Genomic DNA, 18,058 nt, shown 5'->3' with positions numbered 1-18,058 from the left:
TATAAATAAAAGCCAAACAAAAAAGGAGGCTCCTGGGAGCCTCCTCGACGTTCATGAATACCGTTGGCGCGATGAACGCCGACTCAGCGATTAGCCGAACTGATTCATGGTGTTATCTTTACCGCCTGCTTTCAGCGCTGCATCACCGTGGAAGAATTCCTTGTGATCATCGCCGATGTTGGAGCCAGCCATATCCTGGTGACGAACTGTGGCGATGCCCTGACGGATTTCCTGACGCTGAACGCCTGCCACGTAGGCCAGCATGCCTTCGTCGCCAAAGTAGCCCTTGGCCAGGTTGTCGGTAGACAGCGCCGCCGTGTGGTAGGTCGGCAGGGTGATCAGGTGGTGGAAGATACCCGCTTCGCGAGCACCATCACGCTGGAAGTTACGCGTCCACTCGTCGGCCAGCTGGCCAAGCTCGGTGTTGTCGTACTCTTCGCTCATCAGCTTGTCGCGCTCGTAGGCAGATACATCCTTGCCTTCTTCCTGCCAGGCATCAAACACCTGCTGGCGGAAGTTGAGCGTCCAGTTGAACGACGGTGAGTTGTTGTAGACCAGCTTGGCATCCGGGCAAACTTCACGAATGCGGTTAACCATGCCGGCAATCTGGCCAACGTGAGGCTTCTCGGTCTCGATCCACAAAAGGTCGGCACCGTTTTGCAGGCTGGTGATGCAGTCGAGCACCACGCGATCTTCGCCGGTGCCCGGCTTGAACTGGTAAAGGCCGGATGCCAGACGCTTGACCTTTTTCAGCTTGCCTTCTGACTTGATGACCACGTCGCCGTTGTTGATCTCTTCAGGAGAATCAATGAAGTCACCGTCGAGGTAGCTGTTGTACTGGTCGCCCAGGTCACCTGGCTCATTGGTAACAGCAATCTTCTGGGTCAGGCCAGCGCCGAGGGAGTCGGTACGCGCGACGATAACGCCATCTTCAACGCCCAGCTCAAGGAAGGCGTAACGTACGGCATTGATCTTGGCGATGAAGTCCTCGTGAGGAACGGTCACCTTGCCGTCCTGGTGGCCGCACTGCTTCTCATCGGATACCTGGTTTTCCAGCTGGATACAGCAGGCACCGGCTTCAATGAACTTCTTGGCCAGCAGGTAGGTGGCTTCAGCGTTACCGAAACCGGCATCAATATCGGCAATGATCGGCACAACATGGGTTTCGTGGCTGTCGATCTGCTTGATCAGATCACGCTGCTTGACTTCGTCACCGGCTTCTTTGGCATCATCCAGCGCACGGAATAGGTGGTTAAGTTCCCAGGCATCAGCTTGTCTGAGGAAGGTGTAGAGCTCTTCGATCAGGTCAGCGACGGAGGTTTTCTCGTGCATGGACTGATCAGGCAGCGGGCCGAATTCAGAACGCAGAGCGGCAACCATCCAGCCAGAAAGGTAGAGGTAGCTGCGCTTGGTGGTGCCGAAATGCTTTTTGATCGAGATCAGCTTCTGCTGACCGATAAAGCCATGCCAGCAGCCAAGTGACTGGGTGTACTTTGAAGTGTCAGCATCGTAAGCCGCCATATCTTCACGCATGATCTTGGCAGTGTAACGAGCGATATCCAGGCCGGTATGAAAACGGTTCTGAACGCGCATGCGGGCGGCGTGTTCTGCCGTAATGTTGTCCCACTTGCTGCCTTGCGCATCACGCAGTTGCTTGAGTGCTTTGATTTCGTCGAGTAGACCGGTCATTTGCTATCCCTCAGTGTCATGATTATCGTTCGCAGATACGTAATGGCTAATGCTGCACCTGCGAGATTGCGTCTAGCATCAGTGATTTGGTGGCCTGTGTCTTTTAGTCAAACGTCGCTTATCCAAAGGTCTAAATCTGCGTCGTTTGATCTAATGCCTTTCAGTGATGCGGCGATGTAGACACTATCGCCCAATCAATGCACTGCAACAATTGCTCCTTGGGGGCAGACAGGGTTGTAGCTTGACTACACGACTGCCATTAAAGGTGCAGCTATGTAGTGATATTTCCAGAGAGAGGTAACGGTACCTGGTAACCCTGTGTGTTACGATATGGATACGTTAGATAACATTTAGCCTGTTCATCAGCATGCTTGTGGGTCTAAGCTTAAGAGAGTGGCAGCCCTGCGAGGTCGAGTCGGTAGAGAAAACACGACCACGGCGCAGGCCGCCTGTAACCGCCAGGGAAGAGGCTGAAGACCAGCATTCTCTTGCGGTAGCGTGCTCGAATCCCACGATTTCCCTTTATCTCCCTTATTCCAAAGGGCTGCGTACACCGGCAAAGCCCTTGCCCAATACATGGGTATATATTTGGGTGGTTTCGATGCTTTTATGGCCTAGCAACTCTTGAACCGTGCGAATGTCAGTGCCTTGGCTAAGCAGCTGAGTCGCGAAACTATGCCGTAAAGAGTGGCATGAGCCTGGGCGCGTTAAAGAAGAGGAGCGCATGGCATATTTAACGGCTTTTTGTACGGCAGAAGTATGGATGTGATGTAGCACGACACGCCCCCACTCATCGAAACAGGGCTTGGATGAAGGAAAAAGCCACTGCCATGCGAGGGAAATGCCTGCATTCGGATATTTTCTATCCAGCGCGTAGGGTAATGATACAGGAATTGCGTTTGTTTCAATGCGAGAGGTCAGCTGTTGTTCAGCGATTTGTATATGGGTATGTAATGGTTGAGCGCATGAGGGTGGCAACAGCGTCGTGCGGTCTTTATTGCCTTTGCCTGCTCGGACAGTGATGACGTGGCGCGCAAAATCGATATCTTTTACGCGTAACCGACAAGCTTCGGAGACTCGTAACCCCGAGCCGTACATCAGCGATGCAATCAGGAGCATGGAGCCGGACAGGTGCTCAAACACATCCATCACCTCTTGGTGGGAAAGCACGACAGGTAAGCGTTTAGGGCGCTTAGCCCGGCTAAAATTACCCACCTCACCCAGCGGTTGATCTAGCACGTGGCGATACAGAAACACGATAGCATTGAGTGCTTGGTTTTGTGTTGCCGCAGCAACGTGCCTTTCTAACGCGAGATATTCCAAAAATTGCCGCACTTCATCGCCCGCCATATTGGCAGGATGCTGCATTCTGTGGAAACGAATGAAAAAGCGAATCCAGTAGCAATAGGTTTTCTCAGTACGAAGGCTATAGCGCTTGACCCGGAGGGTCGCCTTGACGCGTTCCATTAGTTTCATAAGAGTCACTCTTATTACTGTTCATGAATACAGTATTATTGAGCAGGGAAAAACACGCAAGCACGCGAATTTTGGATATGCTGCCAAAATTGGCTTTGCTCTCTTGGGAATCAATGGGGTAGAGTCAAATTGGTTGGCTATAAAACCCCAGTGAATGTGCCGTAGCGTTGATTGGGGTTTTGTAGCGAGGCGTATAATCACTGTTAGCAGTCAATCATACCCACTTCCTTGCTAAATGAGTAAAAAAGGAATAATTTATACTCATGAGCACGTTTGAATTTGATGGTGAAAAAAGCCAAGTGAACCTCCACAAGCATGGAATTGATTTCCATGATGCACAGGCCTTGTGGCAAGACCAAGATTTACTAGAGATTCAAGCTAAGTCAGATGATGAACCTCGTTACCTTGTCATTGGTCTTATAGGTGATAAGCACTGGTCTGCCGTGATCACTTACCGAGGTGAAAAAATACGGATTATTTCGGTAAGACGTTCACGCAAGAGTGAGGTAGAGCTATATGAAAGCTAATGAATTTGATTCAAATTTTGATGAGGGTGTAGAAGACATCATTGGCGATCTTGATGTAACAACTGCACGTCGAGTAAATCATGAAGCGAAGCGCATTAATGTCGACTTTCCTGCATGGGTAGTTGAATCGCTTGATCGCGAAGCTGCTCGAATTGGGGTCACTCGCCAATCCATTATTAAAGTTTGGCTAGTCGAGCGCTTGCGTGCTGAAGCTGCTAGCAAGCCGCTGAAAAATGACACCGCGAGCGGTGCACTTTAGCGGAGCGTTATGCAAAGCGTTCGTCTTGACGTACGTGTCCAGAGGCATACACTTGGTGCAAGTTTGAACACGCAAGAGGTGCGTCATGACCGGAATCACAGCAACTGAGGCTCGCAGCAACCTTTATAGGTTGATTGACGAGGCCGCCGAGTCTCACCAACCAATCGTCATAATGGGTAAGCGGAACAAAGCCGTCCTGGTTGCCGAGGAAGACTGGTCTGCAATTCAGGAAACACTTTACCTGCTCTCAGTACCCGGTATGCGGGAGTCTATTCGTGAGGGGATGGATACCCCCGTTGATGAATGCAATAAGGAACTGGACTGGTGACATGGAAGTTGGTTTACACCAAGCAAGCCCAGAAAGATGCAAAGAAACTGGCCTCCAGCGGCCTCAAACCAAAAGCGCAGGAACTGTTGGCGTTGCTATCGGAAGACCCGTACCGCAAGCCGCCTCCGTTTGAGAAGCTCATTGGTGATCTTGCGGGGGCCTATTCACGCCGCATCAATATTCAGCATCGTCTGGTCTATCAAGTGCTCGATGACGAGCGAATGGTGAAAGTTCTCAGGCTCTGGAGCCACTACGAATAATGCATAACCAACTGCTGTTGCCGGACAATTTCTCCACCGCTTCGCGGCTCCAAACCGGCGAGTGAGTCGGGCGTTAGGCGTAATAGGGATATTTATGTCAAAAGTAACATTGAAAGGTGTTATTTTAATTCCTGAGTCAGAACTTGAAGTAATTAAAATTGAGTTGGAAAATCATAAACGTCTTACTCTTAAAGAGCCTGGGTGTATAACGTTTAGCGTGACTGAAAATTCGGAAAATCCTAGCCGCTTCGATGTTTACGAGGAATTCATAGATAAGTCTGCGTTTGAATATCACCAGAATAGAGTGAAAACATCCCATTGGGATAAAGTGACGGTGAATGTCGAACGTCATTATGAAATCTTTGAGTAAACGCATAACAAGGCGTTTAAGACGGATTCGCAACGTAGGCATTTTCGGTTTGAATCGGCTTTAGTGTTTACGGCACAATGGTTTAGGTAAGGTGGTAGCGTTGCTCACCTCTAAACGCAGCGTTATGGGGAGAGCCGTCTCCGCCAGTAGCCCGGCTTTCTGGAGTGGTGAGCAAAAGCAACGACTATGATAGCTTGGTTTCTTTCGATGGTTACCAGGTAGAAGGGGAGTCTATGCAGGATGACTTGTTTTGCTCCGGATTCTGCGACGTCATGGTTGACTGGAACCAGTGGGGGATGGGGCCCCTCAAGTAGCTCTATTGCTTGTTCGAAAGCATTGATCAGGCGTTCTCCAAGCCCCGCATCTTCCTGCTCGTACCAGGAAGCGGCTTCTTCCAATTCTGTAGCAGCTTCCCTGCTGATTCTTACTCTCAAAATGATCAGCCTCTAATTCGATCTCTGGCGCGGGACAGAACTTCTTTTGCATCGAGCAGCTCTGCTTCTCCTGAATCAATCTGGTGGATTCGTCGGCGAATCTCGCGGTCCCACGCTTCTGCAACACCTTCATCTGCAGGGCCATCCAGGCTTGCCACTAGAACTTTGGCTAAAGCGGCGCGCTCCTGTTCGGAGAGCGTCATAGCCGCGTTTCTAAGGGTTTCGAATTCGAGCGTAGTCATTTGACACCCCGCGGAGATAGACATAGGTAAATCATGCAGGATGTCTCACCCCATAACAAGTGGTAGCACGGTGACCGTTTTTCTGCCGCGCTGCGGCTCCAAATCGGCTCGTGCGGCGGGCGTTACGCCCTAAAGCAGATGCGCCTCAGGCAACATACGTTTGTGTAGGATGCGGATAATCTCAACAATACCCTCGGTGGTTAGCCGATAAAATAGGATGTGGCTCCCCTGAGGATACTGTCGGTAGCCTTGACTTATCTCATCGCAAGCTTGCCCCAAGTTCGGATTGTCAGCCAGGCGGTGGAAGCATTGATCGAACTGGAGAACATAGTGGTTTCGTTGATCTCGGCCCCATTAACGCTCCGTGTATAGGGCAATAGATTTGAGGTCAGCTTTGGCCTTCCTGGAAAGTTGGCACCAGCGTCTTTCGTTGTCCAGTTCACGAATAAACGAGCCATAGGAGTAGTCTTCAAAACCACTTTCCTCGCCTTCCTTGAGCAGTTTACGAAGTGTGGTCAGGCGTGTTTCAGACTCCTCAAGCAGGCGTAATCCTGCACGAACTACCTCGCTGGTTGAGCTGTATCGGCCATTTTTGAGCTGTTCTGCAATGAATGCATCAAAATGTTGGCCTAGAGTGATGCTGGTGTTCTTTTGCATGGTGTCACCCCACTAGTACCAATAATGGGTATATTTTGGTTCAGCTGGCATAACAATGCAATCCACGCGACAAGCACGTGATTGCGGGCGCGCCAACACCTGCCAATACCCTAGGCCTGGTTCAGCGGTTAAGAAAGCAGGGCGTTACGTGTTCTATAGGGTGAGCACCATCTCGCGATGAGGGATGCCGGCATCCATGAAGGTGTCGCCATAGGCGACAAAGCCTAGATGTTCATAGAACGCCAAGGCATGCAGCTGGGCGCTGAGCACTACCTTGGCGTGGCCCTGCTGGCGAGCAGCGTCAATGGCGGCCTGCATCAAGGCAACGCCGACCCCCTGGCCGCGTTGCTCAGTCAGCACAGCCACCCGGCCGATATGACCATCCGGTAGCAGGCGCGCCGTGCCGATGGGGCTGGGTTGATCGCCATCCGCGTTCTGCCAGGCAATAAAATGGGTGCATTGGTTGTCCATGCCATCCCATTCTTCCTCCTCCGGCACTTGCTGCTCGATAACAAAGACAAGGCGCCGGATAGGTGCCGCATGTGATCCGAGCGCTTCCCAGCGCCCGGTTTCAATGGTCAGGGTCACTCGTCGTCATCCTCCTCCTGGGGCCAGTAGAGGCTGCCGACATTCACCAGCTGGGTCAGCAAGGCATCAGCGCCTGCCAAGCTCAGAACATCTTCATGAATCGGCGCCGGGTTGGCCAGGCGCTGGGCCAGCTCGCGGCTGCAGGGGTAGCCATCGCCATCGGCAAACAGGGTGACGGTATCACCATCGGCGCGCCAGGCCAGACGTGAGCCTGGGGCATGGTAGAGGGGTGAATCACCCTGTAGTGCAGCAACAAGCTCAGGCACGCTCAGGGGCGGGTCATGCGGCACCAGCTGGTCAACGTATTTGGGCTGAGTCATCACACGGCCAAACCACTGGCTGAGTTGAGTCGGGTTATCCAGGGTTTCAAAAATCAGCTGACGCATGCGCTCCAGCGCGGCATCGTCAATCTCGCTGGCATCGTCAGCCGGTGCCATGGCGGCATCGCTGTAGCGTTGGGAGGGCAGCAGCTGCTCGCCCAGGTAGTCCGCATAGGACGTAACGGCTTCATCCGCGGAAGGCGCGCGGAAACCGACGGAAATCGTCATGCAGTCATCGGTCTGGCTGACGCCGTGGTGCGCCCAGCCCGGCGGAAGGTAGAGCATGTCGCCAGGTTCCAGCACCCAGTCAGAGCCGGCTTCAACCTCGAAATCCTTGAGGATACGCAAGTCGATGCCGGGAATGATGGCCGCATCGTCGGCGGTCTTGCCGCCCAACTGCCAGCGGCGCTGGCCGCTGGCCTGCAGCAGGAACACATCATACTGGTCAATATGTGGGCCAACGCTGCCGCCGGGAGGAGCATAGCTGATCATGATGTCATCCAGGCGCCAGCGGGGCAGGAAATCAAACTCATCCATCAGGGCCGCCACCGAAGGCACATAGTGGTCAACGGCTTGCACCAGCAGGCTCCACTTTTCCTCAGGCAGGCGTTCAAAGGTGGCGTCATCAAAAGGCCCATGAGAAACCTGCCAGGGGCCGTTCGGACCATTCTCCTCAACCAGGCGCGCTTCTATGCCTTCTTCACAGGCAAGCCCGGCCAGCTCGTCAGCCTCCAGCGGGCTGAGAAAGTCGGGAAAGGCGCCGCGAATAAGCAGCGGCTTCTGTTGCCAGTATTCGGCCATAAATTCAGCCGGGGTAAGATCCCCTAGCAGGGTTAGCGGCTTATCGCGTTGGCTCATGGCTATGTCCTGTTGATGATGTGGCAAAAAATAAAATCAGTGATGCTGGATTACAAGGCTTCAATATGAGCCAGCAGCGCCTTGGCCTGTGCTTCCGCGTTGCCGATATAACGGGCTGGCGAGAGTTCTTTCAGGTTGTGTTTAACGTCTTCGGGTAACGCCAGCGTATCAATGAAGGCAGCAAAACCGGCCTGATCAATGCGCTTGCCGCGGGTCAGTTCCTTGAGCTTTTCGTAGGGCTTTTCAATGTTGTAACGACGCATGACGGTCTGGATCGGCTCGGCGAGGACTTCCCAGCTGTTGTCCAGGTCGGCATCAAGGCGTTCCGGGTTGGCTTCGAGCTTGCTGATGCCTTTCAGCGAGGCATGGTAGGCAATCAGCCCATAGGCCAGGCCAACGCCCAGGTTACGCAAGACGGTGGAATCAGTCAGGTCGCGCTGCCAGCGTGAAATCGGCAGCTTCTGGCCCAGGTGGGCAAGAATCGCGTTGGTCAGGCCCAGGTTGCCTTCGGAGTTTTCGAAGTCAATCGGGTTGACCTTGTGCGGCATGGTGGATGAGCCGATTTCACCTTCCACGGTTTTCTGCTTGAAGTAACCGAGTGAAATGTAGCCCCAGACGTCGCGGTCAAAATCGATCAGGATGGTATTGAAACGGCAGATGGCATCAAACAGTTCGGCGATATAGTCGTGGGGTTCGATTTGGGTGGTGTAGGGGTTGAAGCTCAGCCCCAGGCCTTCCACAAAGGTGCGGGCGTTGGCTTCCCAGTCAATTTCCGGGTAGGTCGTCAGGTGAGCATTGTAATTACCCACCGCGCCGTTGATCTTGCCAAGAATGGCCACGCTTTCGATCTGTTTTAGCTGGCGCTTCAGGCGGTAGGCGACGTTGGCCATTTCCTTGCCCAGGGTAGTGGGGCTGGCGGTCTGGCCATGGGTGCGGGAGAGCATCGGCTGGCTCGCATGCTCGTCGGCCAGACGGGCAATTTCATCAGCCACCTGATGCATATTGGGCAGCAAAGCGGCCAAGCCGTCTGCCAGCATCACGCCATAGGAAAGGTTGTTGATGTCTTCACTGGTGCAGGCAAAGTGGATAAATTCAGTGACCGCATGGAGCTCGGGCTGGTCGGCTACTTTTTCCTTGAGAAAGTACTCAACCGCTTTCACATCGTGATTGGTGGTGCGTTCGATATCTTTGATACGTTGGGCATCGTCAACCGAGAAATCACGGATCAGGCTTTCCAGAAAGGCGGTGGCCTGCGCTGAAAGCGGGGGAACGTCAACAATCTGGCTGTGTTCAGCCAGCCGCTGCAGCCAGCGTACCTCAACAATCACACGGGCGCGGATCAGACCAAACTCACTGAAATGTTCGCGCAGCGATTCGGCTTTTGAGGCATAGCGGCCATCAACAGGGGAAAGGGCAGTCAAGGCAGAAAGTTGCATGGGCAGTGATTCCAGGTCGTCAGCAAAAAGTCGTAAAATGAATTATCGTATTGAAAATAAACGCTAGTCTTGAAAATAGACCACAGTTTTGAAAATTTAACCCGCCAGTGGTTCAGCTTAGATCATCCAGGGCGCGACGCATGGCCTTGCGCTGGAAAACCAGCTTCCAGCGGCGCCCACCTTGCTGATGCCACAGCAGCGCAAAGCGGATACCCGCCATCAGGCAGGCGCGCACCCGCTCCGGCATCATGCGGCTTTGCAGCATGGAAGGGTCGCCTTGCACCACGATGCGCGTCTTCAGCGTAGAAAGCGTTTCCTGATAGGCCTCTCCCAGGCTGGCAATCACATTCTCATGCGTGTTGCCAAAATGTTCGGCCTGCCCCTGAATACGCGACAGCTTCTGGCCCAGCTGATCCATCATCTGATTGTCGGTGCGCAGTTTGTTCATCAGCAGTAACAGGGTGAAGCCGTAACGCAACACCACAGGGTTGGCCTGCTGGCGCCCCGAGAGGGCTTCCAGTGTATCCAGGCCACGACGCAGATTGTTGGGGTGGCCACCGTAGATGGCTTCAAAGCTTTCCGGGTTGGTATCCACGGTGGCGTTGATCAGGGTGTCCCAGGCGCGTTGATCAACCTGGCCGGTGCGGGCCAGTTCATCTACCAGGCTGGCCGCCTGAAAAACCCCCGCCAGCGCCAGGGTCTGGCGGGCCGCCGGGCTATCCGGGGCACGGTGAATCGGGGTCGTTGAGGTCATGCAGCCGCCTCCTGGGCATTCCAAGTTGTGCGGATGACACCGCCACCCAGGCAGATATCTCCGTCGTAGATCACCAGCGATTGCCCGGGAGTGACGGCCCATTGCGGCTCGTCAAAGTGAACCTCGGCACTGCCGTCTGGCAGGCTGCGTAAGGTGCAAGGCTGTTCTTCCTGGCGATAGCGGGTTTTGGCGGTAAACCGGCCCTGTTCTGCGGGCGCTGTGCCCGCTACCCATTCCATGGCTTCGGTTGCCAGGGCGTTGGAATAGAGCAGCGGGTGGTGCTTGCCCTGCACCGCGATAAGAACGTTGCGGTTTAGGTCTTTGGCAGCCACATACCAGGGGTCTTCCGGGTAGTTGGCAAGCCCGCCAATGCCTAGGCCCTGACGTTGGCCGAGGGTGTAATACATCAGCCCCATATGCTGGCCAATGACATCGCCATCCGGGGTTTCTATGCGCCCAGGCTGTGCCGGCAGGTACTGCTGGAGAAAGTCACGGAAACGCCGCTCGCCAATAAAGCAGATGCCGGTGGAATCCTTCTTCTTGGCGGTAATCAGATCGTGTTGTTCAGCCAGGGCGCGTACGGCAGGTTTTTCCAGTTCGCCCACTGGAAATAGCGTGCGTGCAATGGCGGCTTCAGGCACTGCGTGGAGGAAGTAGCTCTGATCCTTGTTGCCATCCAGGCCCTTGAGCAGGCGTGGGCGGCCGTTTTTGACGGCCTGACGAACATAGTGGCCAGTGGCTATCCTGTCGGCACCCAGTTTTTCGGCGTAGTCGAGGAAGACCTTGAACTTGATCTCGCGGTTACACAGGATATCCGGATTGGGCGTGCGCCCGGCGCGATATTCTTCCAGGAAATGTTCAAACACATTATCCCAGTATTCAGCGGCAAAATTGGCGGTATGCAGGGGAATACCCAGCTTACGGCAGACAGCCGCTGCGTCAATCAGGTCGTCTTTAGCCGTGCAGTACTCGGTGTTGTCGTCTTCATTCCAGTTTTTCATGAACAGGCCTTCGACCTGATAGCCTTGTTCAAGCAACAACAGGGCGGAGACGGAAGAGTCGACGCCGCCGGACATGCCAACGATTACTTTGCCTTGAGTGGATGTCATGGGCATCCTCGGTTGAAAATGGTTTTATGCCATTGTTTCTATATGACGCCTTATGCGATGTCCTGATTTGACGTCTGAATCCAACAGCATATAAATAGCCGCTTATTATACACGATGCAGACGAGTGCCTTCGAGTCTGATGGCTATTGATTTGCGGGGCCTTCATGGATCACGCCTAACGGGTAGATGCGCTTTTCCCGGGCGGCGGCGATGCGCGCAAGTACCAGCGGGCTGCGCAAGCGCTGCTGGTCGCCAAGACGCTTGATGTCTTCGCTGCTCAACCAATGGGTAGCGTGAATGTCCGGGTCCAGTGCGGTGTTCATGAATTCAGTCGGTTCGGCGATAAACCCATGGCTATGAAAGGTTAATCCTGCTGGCGTATTGAACACGTAAAGCCCCAGGTAACCCGTCAAGCGCACGCGCCAGGCGGTTTCTTCGGCCACTTCTCGCAAAACGGCGGCCATCGGCCCTTCACCCGCTTCAATATGGCCAGCGGGTTGATTGAACTGCGTCAATGGGCCGCCACGTTGTTCCTCGACCATCAGAAAGCGGCCATTCTGTTCGATCACACAGGCGACAGTGGCGCGAATGCTCATGATTTTTTCCTTGTGCGGGCCTTGGTCGGGCGGCGCGCCTTGTTGGCGGGCGCGTGAAGGGTTTCTTTGCGCCATTCACCTGGCCTGAGGTTATCAAGCCGCCACGGGCCAATTGCGGCGCGAATCAGGCGCAGGGTCGGAAAGCCAACGTGAGCGGTCATGCGGCGGACCTGGCGGTTGCGGCCCTCGGTAATGGTCAGTTCCAACCAGCTGGTCTCTGGGTGGCGTTTGGGGTCAATCATGGGGTCGCGTGGGGCAATGGTGGGTGGCTCAATGCGCCGCGCCTTGGCCGGTTGAGTAAGGCCATCCTTTAGTTCTATGCCCTTGGCCAAAGCGCTTAGGGCTGTGTCATCAATTTGGCCTTCTACCTGCACCCAGTAGGTTTTGGGCTGCTTATGGCGTGGGTGAGCAATACGGTGGATAAGGCTGCCGTCATCGCTTAACAGCAGCAGGCCTTCCGAGTCGTAATCCAGCCGTCCTGCTGCGTAAACGCCGGGAACATCTATAACATTGGCTAATGTGGCGCGGCCTTGTTTGTCGGTAAACTGCGATAGCATACGATAGGGCTTATGCAGTAAATATAAGGTGCTCATAATCTCTTTGGTTGGATGTCCTTGGTTTGTCGACAATCTCTCATGTGATTAAAATGCGGCGCTGCTATACTTCCAGCCAATTTTATTCAGCAGCTGTGTCTTATTGGCGCAGCCATTATGATGGCTTTACAAGCATCAATCGATAACCGGGAACACCATACAAACCGATCCCGTCTGCTTCGCGGCATGCTTTTCTGTCGTGTCGCGCTGGATCTTTATCATCACAGCAATAGACAAAAGAGGTTAACGCACAATGCCTACAACGCCGAAGATCATTTATACGCTCACCGATGAAGCACCCGCGCTCGCGACCTATTCCTTTCTCCCGATTATTGATGCCTTCACGGACGCTGCGGGTATTGAAGTGGAAACCCGGGATATTTCCCTGGCGGCCCGTGTTCTTTCTTTGTTCCCCGACTATCTGACCGAAGAGCAGCGCATTGACGACCACCTGGCTGAGCTGGGTGCTCTGGCCAAGGTGCCGGAAGCCAACATTATCAAGCTGCCGAATATCAGCGCTTCCATGCCGCAGCTGCGCGCGGTGATCAAGGAGCTGCAGGAGCAGGGCTACAAACTGCCCGAGTACCCGGACGAGCCAGCCACCGACGAAGAAAAGGATGTCAGGGCGCGTTACGACAAGGTCAAAGGCAGTGCGGTCAACCCGGTGCTGCGTGAAGGCAACTCCGATCGCCGTGCCCCCAAGGCGGTCAAACAGTACGCGCGCAAGTACCCGCACTCCATGGGTGAATGGAGCCAGGCATCGCGTACTCACGTATCGCACATGCACAGCGGTGATTTCTATCACGGCGAGAAGTCGATGACCCTGGATCGCGCTCGCAATGTCAAGATGGAGCTGATCACTGAAAGCGGCGAAACTCTGGTGCTCAAGCCCAAGGTTGCGCTTCAGGAAGGCGAAGTCATCGACAGCATGTTCATGAGCAAGAAGGCGCTGTTGGATTTCTACGAGCGTGAAATTGAAGATGCCCGTAAAACCGGTGTGATGTTCTCCCTTCACGTCAAGGCCACTATGATGAAGGTCTCGCACCCCATCGTGTTCGGCCACTGCGTCAAGATCTTCTACAAGGAAGCGTTTGAAAAGCACGGTGAGCTGTTTGAAGAGCTGGGCGTTGACGTTAATAACGGCATCGCTAACCTCTACGATAAGATCAACACCCTGCCCGAGAGCCAGCGCGACGAGATTATCCGTGACCTGCACGCCTGCCATGACGAGCGTCCTGAACTGGCGATGGTGGATTCAGCGCGCGGTATTACCAACTTCCATTCGCCCAGCGATGTGATCGTTGATGCCTCCATGCCGGCGATGATTCGTGCTGGCGGCAAGATGTACGGGGCTGATGGTCGACTCAAGGACGTCAAGGCGGTGATGCCCGAGTCCACTTTTGCGCGTATCTACCAGGAAATGATCAACTTCTGTAAGTGGCACGGCGCCTTTGATCCGGCCACCATGGGCACGGTTCCCAACGTCGGCCTGATGGCACAGAAAGCGGAAGAGTACGGTTCCCACGACAAGACTTTCGAGGCGCCGGCAGCGGGTACCGCCAATATTACTGACCTTGATACCGGTGAAGTGCTGCTGTCCCAGACCGTCGAGGAAGGTGATATCTGGCGCATGTGTCAGGTCAAGGATGCGCCGATTCGCGACTGGGTCAAGCTGACCGTTGACCGCTGCCGGGATTCCGGTATGCCGGCGGTATTCTGGCTCGACCCTTATCGTCCCCATGAGAACGAGCTGATCAAGAAGGTCAGAACCTACCTCAAGGATCACGATACTGAAGGGCTCGACATTCAGATCATGTCCCAGGTACGCGCCATGCGCTATACCCTGGAGCGGGTGATTCGCGGCCAGGATACCATTTCCGTCACCGGCAACATCCTGCGCGACTACCTGACCGACCTGTTCCCGATCCTGGAGCTGGGTACCAGTGCCAAAATGCTGTCCATCGTGCCCCTGATGAATGGTGGCGGCCTGTTTGAAACCGGTGCTGGTGGTTCTGCGCCCAAGCACGTACAGCAGCTGTTGGAAGAAAACCACTTGCGCTGGGACAGCCTGGGTGAATTCCTGGCGCTGGTTGCTTCTCTGGAGCACCTTGCCAAGCGTTTTGATAACGACCGTGCCAAGCTGTTGGCCAATGCGCTGGATGAAGCAACTGGCCAGTTCCTGGAAAGCAATAAATCGCCTTCACGCAAGGTAGGTGAGCTTGATAACCGTGGCAGCCACTTCTATCTGGCGCTTTACTGGGCAGAAGCCCTGGCGGCTCAGGATGAAGACGCGGATATGAAAGCCCTGTTCGCTCGCCTGGCGGAAACGCTGAAAGCCAATGAAGAGACCATTGTTGCAGAGCTTAATGGTGTTCAGGGGCAACCGGTTGATCTTAAAGGCTATTATCACCCGAACGGTGAGCTGGCCAATCAGGTCATGCGCCCGAGCAAAACGCTCAACGAAGCACTTGCCATGGTTGCAAACGGCTAACATTGTATTAGCCAATCGCACAGCCATTGGGCAAAATGCCTGACAACGCTGTGATACCCCTCGCTCGCTTTAGTGGGCGGGGGGTTTTTGATGGTAGTGCTGATGGTAGTGCTATACTGAACCTTATATGTACAATGGCGCCTTAAGGTGTATAGTTATTGCACAAGGCTTGTCACCGGGCGCCCAAGGTAAATAATTGAACTAATGTTTCTTATGCGATTCCAACTCAGTATGTTTTCACTGACCGCCTCCACATCGTCGCCTATGACAGGTTTTCCAGTCGGCGATGATATTGCCAGGCTGAAATCCGACACTAGCATGATGGCAGGTATGACACGCCCATCTCAGCCTGATGAAGATGGCGACCTGGCCGTAAAGCCTGCCGAGCCCGAGCTGGCAAAACCGCCGATGTACAAGGTTGTGCTGCATAATGACGATTACACCCCTATGGAGTTCGTCATTGAAGTCTTGCAGAGTTTTTTCGACCTTGATCATGAAAGAGCCATTCAGGTGATGTTGGCCGTGCACACCCAGGGAAAGGCGACCTGTGGTGTTTTTACCCGCGACATTGCCGAGACCAAAAGCTATCAGGTTAATGAATATGCTCGTGAATGTGAGCATCCGTTAATGAGCGATATAGAGGCGGCGGACTGATAGCGTTGAACAATTTTTTTATCCGAGGCTTGCAACCACGCACGTTGTGCCCGATGTTGAGAGTGACGGTCAATTATAGTGATTCAATCTGACCCGATAAAATTGAGCCGGTTGGGTCGAAGCGAAAAGGGGACTGCCATGCTGAGCAAAGAACTTGAACTGACCCTGAACACGGCTTTCACCGTGGCGCGTTCAAAACGCCACGAGTTTATGACCGTTGAACACCTTTTGCTTGCGCTTCTGGACAACGCGTCAGCGGTCGATGTGCTGAAAGCCTGCGGGGCCAACCTGGATAAACTGCGGTCTGATCTGCAGGACTTTATCAACTCAACCACGCCGTTAATCCCTGAAGGCCAGAGTGAGCGCGAAACCCAGCCTACTCTTGGCTTCCAGCGGGTGCTGCAGCGTGCTGTTTTCCACGTTCAGTCGTCCGGTAAAAGTGAAGTCACCGGCGCAAATGTGCTGGTAGCGATTTTTTCCGAGCAGGAAAGTCAGGCGGTCTACTTCCTGAAACAGCAAAGTGTTGCCCGTGTGGACGCGGTCAACTATATCGCCCACGGCATTTCCAAAGTGGCCGGGCACAGCAGCTCCCCGTCACCGTCACCATCAGAGCAGGAAGATGGCGAAGAGGGTAGCGGCGAGATGGCATCGCATCCGTTGACAGGCTATGCCACCAACCTCAACGAAGAAGCCAAAAAAGGCAAGATTGACCCCTTGATCGGGCGTGATCACGAGCTTGAGCGGGTCGTTCAGATTCTGGCCCGTCGGCGCAAGAATAACCCCCTGCTGGTCGGTGAAGCCGGTGTGGGCAAGACCGCCATTGCTGAAGGTCTGGCCAAACGCATCGTTGAAGAAGATGTTCCCGAGGTGATTGGCGATGCAGTGGTTTATGCGCTGGATATGGGCGCGCTGCTGGCAGGCACCAAATACCGCGGCGACTTTGAGAAGCGTCTCAAGGGTCTGTTGGCGGAACTGAAAAAGTTGCCTAACGCGATTCTGTTTATTGATGAGATTCATACGGTGATTGGTGCTGGCGCCGCGTCTGGTGGCGTTATGGATGCCTCTAACCTACTCAAGCCGCTGTTGTCATCAGGTGAGCTGCGCTGCATCGGCTCAACCACCTTCCAGGAATTCCGCGGCATCTTCGAGAAAGATCGCGCTCTGGCGCGTCGTTTCCAGAAAGTTGATGTGCTGGCGCCCTCCGTGGATGACACCATCAAGATTCTTAAAGGCCTGCGTTCGCGCTTTGAAGAGCACCACGAACTCAAGTACACCGATGCTGCATTGGAAGCCGCTGCGCGTTTGTCAGACCGCTATATCAATGACCGTTTCCTGCCGGACAAAGCAATCGATATCATTGATGAGGCAGGTGCCCATCAGCGTATGCTGCCTACTGAAATGCGCGTCGATACCATTGACGTGGATCAGGTGGAAGCTGTTGTGGCGTCGGTCGCCCGCATTCCGCCGAAGAGCGTTTCAAGCTCTGACCGCAAGCTGCTTGAAAACCTTGACCGTGACCTGAAAATGCTAGTGTTTGGCCAGAACGAAGCCATTGACAGCCTGACGGCGGCGATCAAGCTTTCCCGGGCCGGGCTGAAATCTCCCGACAAACCGGTGGGTAGCTTCCTGTTTGCCGGGCCAACCGGTGTCGGTAAAACCGAGGTGGCCAGGCAGCTGGCGCATATCATGGGGATTGAGCTGGTACGCTTTGATATGTCCGAGTACATGGAACGGCATACCGTTTCACGGCTTATCGGGGCGCCGCCAGGCTACGTTGGTTACGACCAGGGTGGTCTGCTGACCGAAGCGATCACCAAGCAGCCGCACTGTGTGCTGTTGATGGATGAAATCGAAAAAGCGCACCCTGAAGTCTTCAACCTGCTGCTGCAGGTGATGGATCACGGTCGCCTGACGGATAACAACGGTCGCGAGGCGGATTTCCGCCACGTTATTGTGATCATGACCTCCAACGCAGGCGCCGAGCAGGCTTCGCGCCGGTCAATTGGTTTCCAGACTCAGGATCACTCAACGGATGCCATGGAAGTCATTCGCCGCACCTTCTCACCGGAATTCCGCAACCGTCTGGACGGTATTATCCAGTTTAGCGAGCTGGCAACCGATGTGGTGCGTAACGTGGTCGATAAGTTCCTGATCGAACTGCAGGCTCAGCTGGATGAAAAACGCGTTCAGCTTGAAGTGGATGAGCAAGCGCGGGATTGGCTGGCCGTTCAGGGCTATGACCCCGATATGGGGGCTCGCCCAATGGCGCGTCTGATTCAGGAAAAACTGAAAAAGCCGTTGGCTGAAATGATCCTGTTTGGTGAGCTGGCAGAGTACGGCGGCATCGTGCATGTCAGCCTTGAAAACGGTGAGCTGCATCTGTCCACCGAACCTGAAATGGCTGATGCGCCCTGAAG

The 18,058-nt window shown here is 54.3% G+C and carries 19 protein-coding genes and 1 pseudogene; 8 read left to right on the top strand and 12 right to left on the bottom strand.

The features are described 5' to 3' along the window. Positions 1-90: 90 nt before the first annotated feature. Together OR573_11125 and OR573_11120 are read right to left on the bottom strand one after the other, a co-directional pair. The gene (locus tag OR573_11125; GenBank protein ID XGA79053.1) at positions 91-1,689 is read right to left on the bottom strand and encodes an isocitrate lyase; all 1,599 of its coding nucleotides are present in this window, start codon (positions 1,687-1,689) and stop codon (positions 91-93) included. Positions 1,690-2,220: 531 nt separating this feature from the next. Beyond that, complete coding sequence (locus OR573_11120; GenBank protein XGA79052.1) at positions 2,221-3,165, bottom strand: integron integrase; 945 nt, start codon at positions 3,163-3,165, stop codon at positions 2,221-2,223. Between the two features lie 263 nt (positions 3,166-3,428). Here OR573_11120 and OR573_11115 point away from each other — a divergent pair, with 263 nt between their 5' ends. The 5 genes from OR573_11115 (at position 3,429) to OR573_11095 (ending at position 4,909) form a co-directional block, all read left to right on the top strand. Beyond that, on the top strand, positions 3,429-3,692 hold the full coding sequence (locus OR573_11115) for a BrnT family toxin (GenBank protein ID XGA79051.1): 264 nt from the start codon (positions 3,429-3,431) through the stop codon (positions 3,690-3,692). Further along, complete coding sequence (locus OR573_11110; GenBank protein ID XGA79050.1) at positions 3,682-3,951, top strand: CopG family transcriptional regulator; 270 nt, start codon at positions 3,682-3,684, stop codon at positions 3,949-3,951. Before OR573_11115 ends, OR573_11110 begins: the two co-directional genes overlap by 11 nt. Positions 3,952-4,036: 85 nt before the next feature. Beyond that, positions 4,037-4,279, top strand: coding sequence for a type II toxin-antitoxin system Phd/YefM family antitoxin (locus tag OR573_11105; GenBank protein ID XGA79049.1), 243 nt, complete (start codon positions 4,037-4,039; stop codon positions 4,277-4,279). Continuing rightward, the gene (locus tag OR573_11100) at positions 4,276-4,539 is read left to right on the top strand and encodes a Txe/YoeB family addiction module toxin (GenBank protein ID XGA79048.1); all 264 of its coding nucleotides are present in this window, start codon (positions 4,276-4,278) and stop codon (positions 4,537-4,539) included. The genes OR573_11105 and OR573_11100 overlap by 4 nt, the downstream gene beginning before the upstream one ends. Before the next feature lie 94 nt (positions 4,540-4,633). Beyond that, positions 4,634-4,909: an antibiotic biosynthesis monooxygenase gene (locus OR573_11095; GenBank protein XGA79047.1), complete on the top strand. Its 276-nt coding sequence runs from the start codon at positions 4,634-4,636 to the stop codon at positions 4,907-4,909. 439 nt (positions 4,910-5,348) lie between these two features. Here OR573_11095 and OR573_11090 read toward each other — a convergent pair whose 3' ends face one another. From OR573_11090 to OR573_11045, 10 genes and pseudogenes are all read right to left on the bottom strand, one after another. Continuing rightward, positions 5,349-5,585, bottom strand: coding sequence for an addiction module protein (locus tag OR573_11090; GenBank protein ID XGA79046.1), 237 nt, complete (start codon positions 5,583-5,585; stop codon positions 5,349-5,351). Between the two features lie 129 nt (positions 5,586-5,714). Next, positions 5,715-5,915: pseudogene (locus OR573_11085) on the bottom strand (type II toxin-antitoxin system RelE/ParE family toxin). 24 nt (positions 5,916-5,939) lie between these two features. Next, complete coding sequence (locus OR573_11080; GenBank protein ID XGA79045.1) at positions 5,940-6,242, bottom strand: type II toxin-antitoxin system ParD family antitoxin; 303 nt, start codon at positions 6,240-6,242, stop codon at positions 5,940-5,942. Positions 6,243-6,395: 153 nt separating this feature from the next. After that, a complete protein-coding gene (locus tag OR573_11075) occupies positions 6,396-6,830 on the bottom strand; it encodes a GNAT family N-acetyltransferase (protein XGA79044.1) in 435 nt (144 codons plus the stop codon). After that, complete coding sequence (locus OR573_11070) at positions 6,827-8,008, bottom strand: cupin domain-containing protein (GenBank protein XGA79043.1); 1,182 nt, start codon at positions 8,006-8,008, stop codon at positions 6,827-6,829. Before OR573_11070 ends, OR573_11075 begins: the two co-directional genes overlap by 4 nt. A 50-nt stretch (positions 8,009-8,058) precedes the next feature. After that, positions 8,059-9,444: an adenylosuccinate lyase gene (purB, locus tag OR573_11065; protein XGA79042.1), complete on the bottom strand. Its 1,386-nt coding sequence runs from the start codon at positions 9,442-9,444 to the stop codon at positions 8,059-8,061. A 112-nt stretch (positions 9,445-9,556) separates the two neighbouring features. Beyond that, positions 9,557-10,198, bottom strand: a complete 642-nt coding sequence (gene hflD / locus OR573_11060) for a high frequency lysogenization protein HflD (GenBank protein ID XGA79041.1) — start codon at positions 10,196-10,198, stop codon at positions 9,557-9,559. Continuing rightward, positions 10,195-11,307, bottom strand: coding sequence for a tRNA 2-thiouridine(34) synthase MnmA (mnmA, locus tag OR573_11055; protein XGA79040.1), 1,113 nt, complete (start codon positions 11,305-11,307; stop codon positions 10,195-10,197). Before mnmA ends, hflD begins: the two co-directional genes overlap by 4 nt. Before the next feature lie 143 nt (positions 11,308-11,450). Continuing rightward, complete coding sequence (locus OR573_11050) at positions 11,451-11,903, bottom strand: NUDIX domain-containing protein (protein XGA79039.1); 453 nt, start codon at positions 11,901-11,903, stop codon at positions 11,451-11,453. After that, on the bottom strand, positions 11,900-12,496 hold the full coding sequence (locus OR573_11045; protein ID XGA79038.1) for a pseudouridine synthase: 597 nt from the start codon (positions 12,494-12,496) through the stop codon (positions 11,900-11,902). Before OR573_11045 ends, OR573_11050 begins: the two co-directional genes overlap by 4 nt. 253 nt (positions 12,497-12,749) lie before the next feature. On the opposite strand from OR573_11045, the gene OR573_11040 reads away from it, so the two are divergent. From OR573_11040 to clpA, 3 genes are all read left to right on the top strand, one after another. Further along, entirely contained in the window at positions 12,750-14,987 is a 2,238-nt protein-coding gene (locus OR573_11040; protein XGA79037.1) for an NADP-dependent isocitrate dehydrogenase, read from the top strand. A 330-nt stretch (positions 14,988-15,317) separates the two neighbouring features. Continuing rightward, positions 15,318-15,641, top strand: coding sequence for an ATP-dependent Clp protease adapter ClpS (gene clpS / locus OR573_11035; GenBank protein XGA79036.1), 324 nt, complete (start codon positions 15,318-15,320; stop codon positions 15,639-15,641). A 138-nt stretch (positions 15,642-15,779) separates the two neighbouring features. Beyond that, positions 15,780-18,056 (top strand): ATP-dependent Clp protease ATP-binding subunit ClpA, encoded by a 2,277-nt coding sequence (gene clpA, locus OR573_11030; GenBank protein XGA79035.1) that lies wholly within the window; start codon positions 15,780-15,782, stop codon positions 18,054-18,056. The last annotated feature ends 2 nt before the right edge of the window (positions 18,057-18,058 follow it).

The sequence above is a fragment of the Halomonas sp. CH40 genome (genome assembly GCA_041875495.1).
GTDB lineage: Bacteria > Pseudomonadota > Gammaproteobacteria > Pseudomonadales > Halomonadaceae > Vreelandella.
Note: the sequence above shows the minus strand (reverse complement) of the source record. Positions and strands in the feature narration are given on the sequence as shown.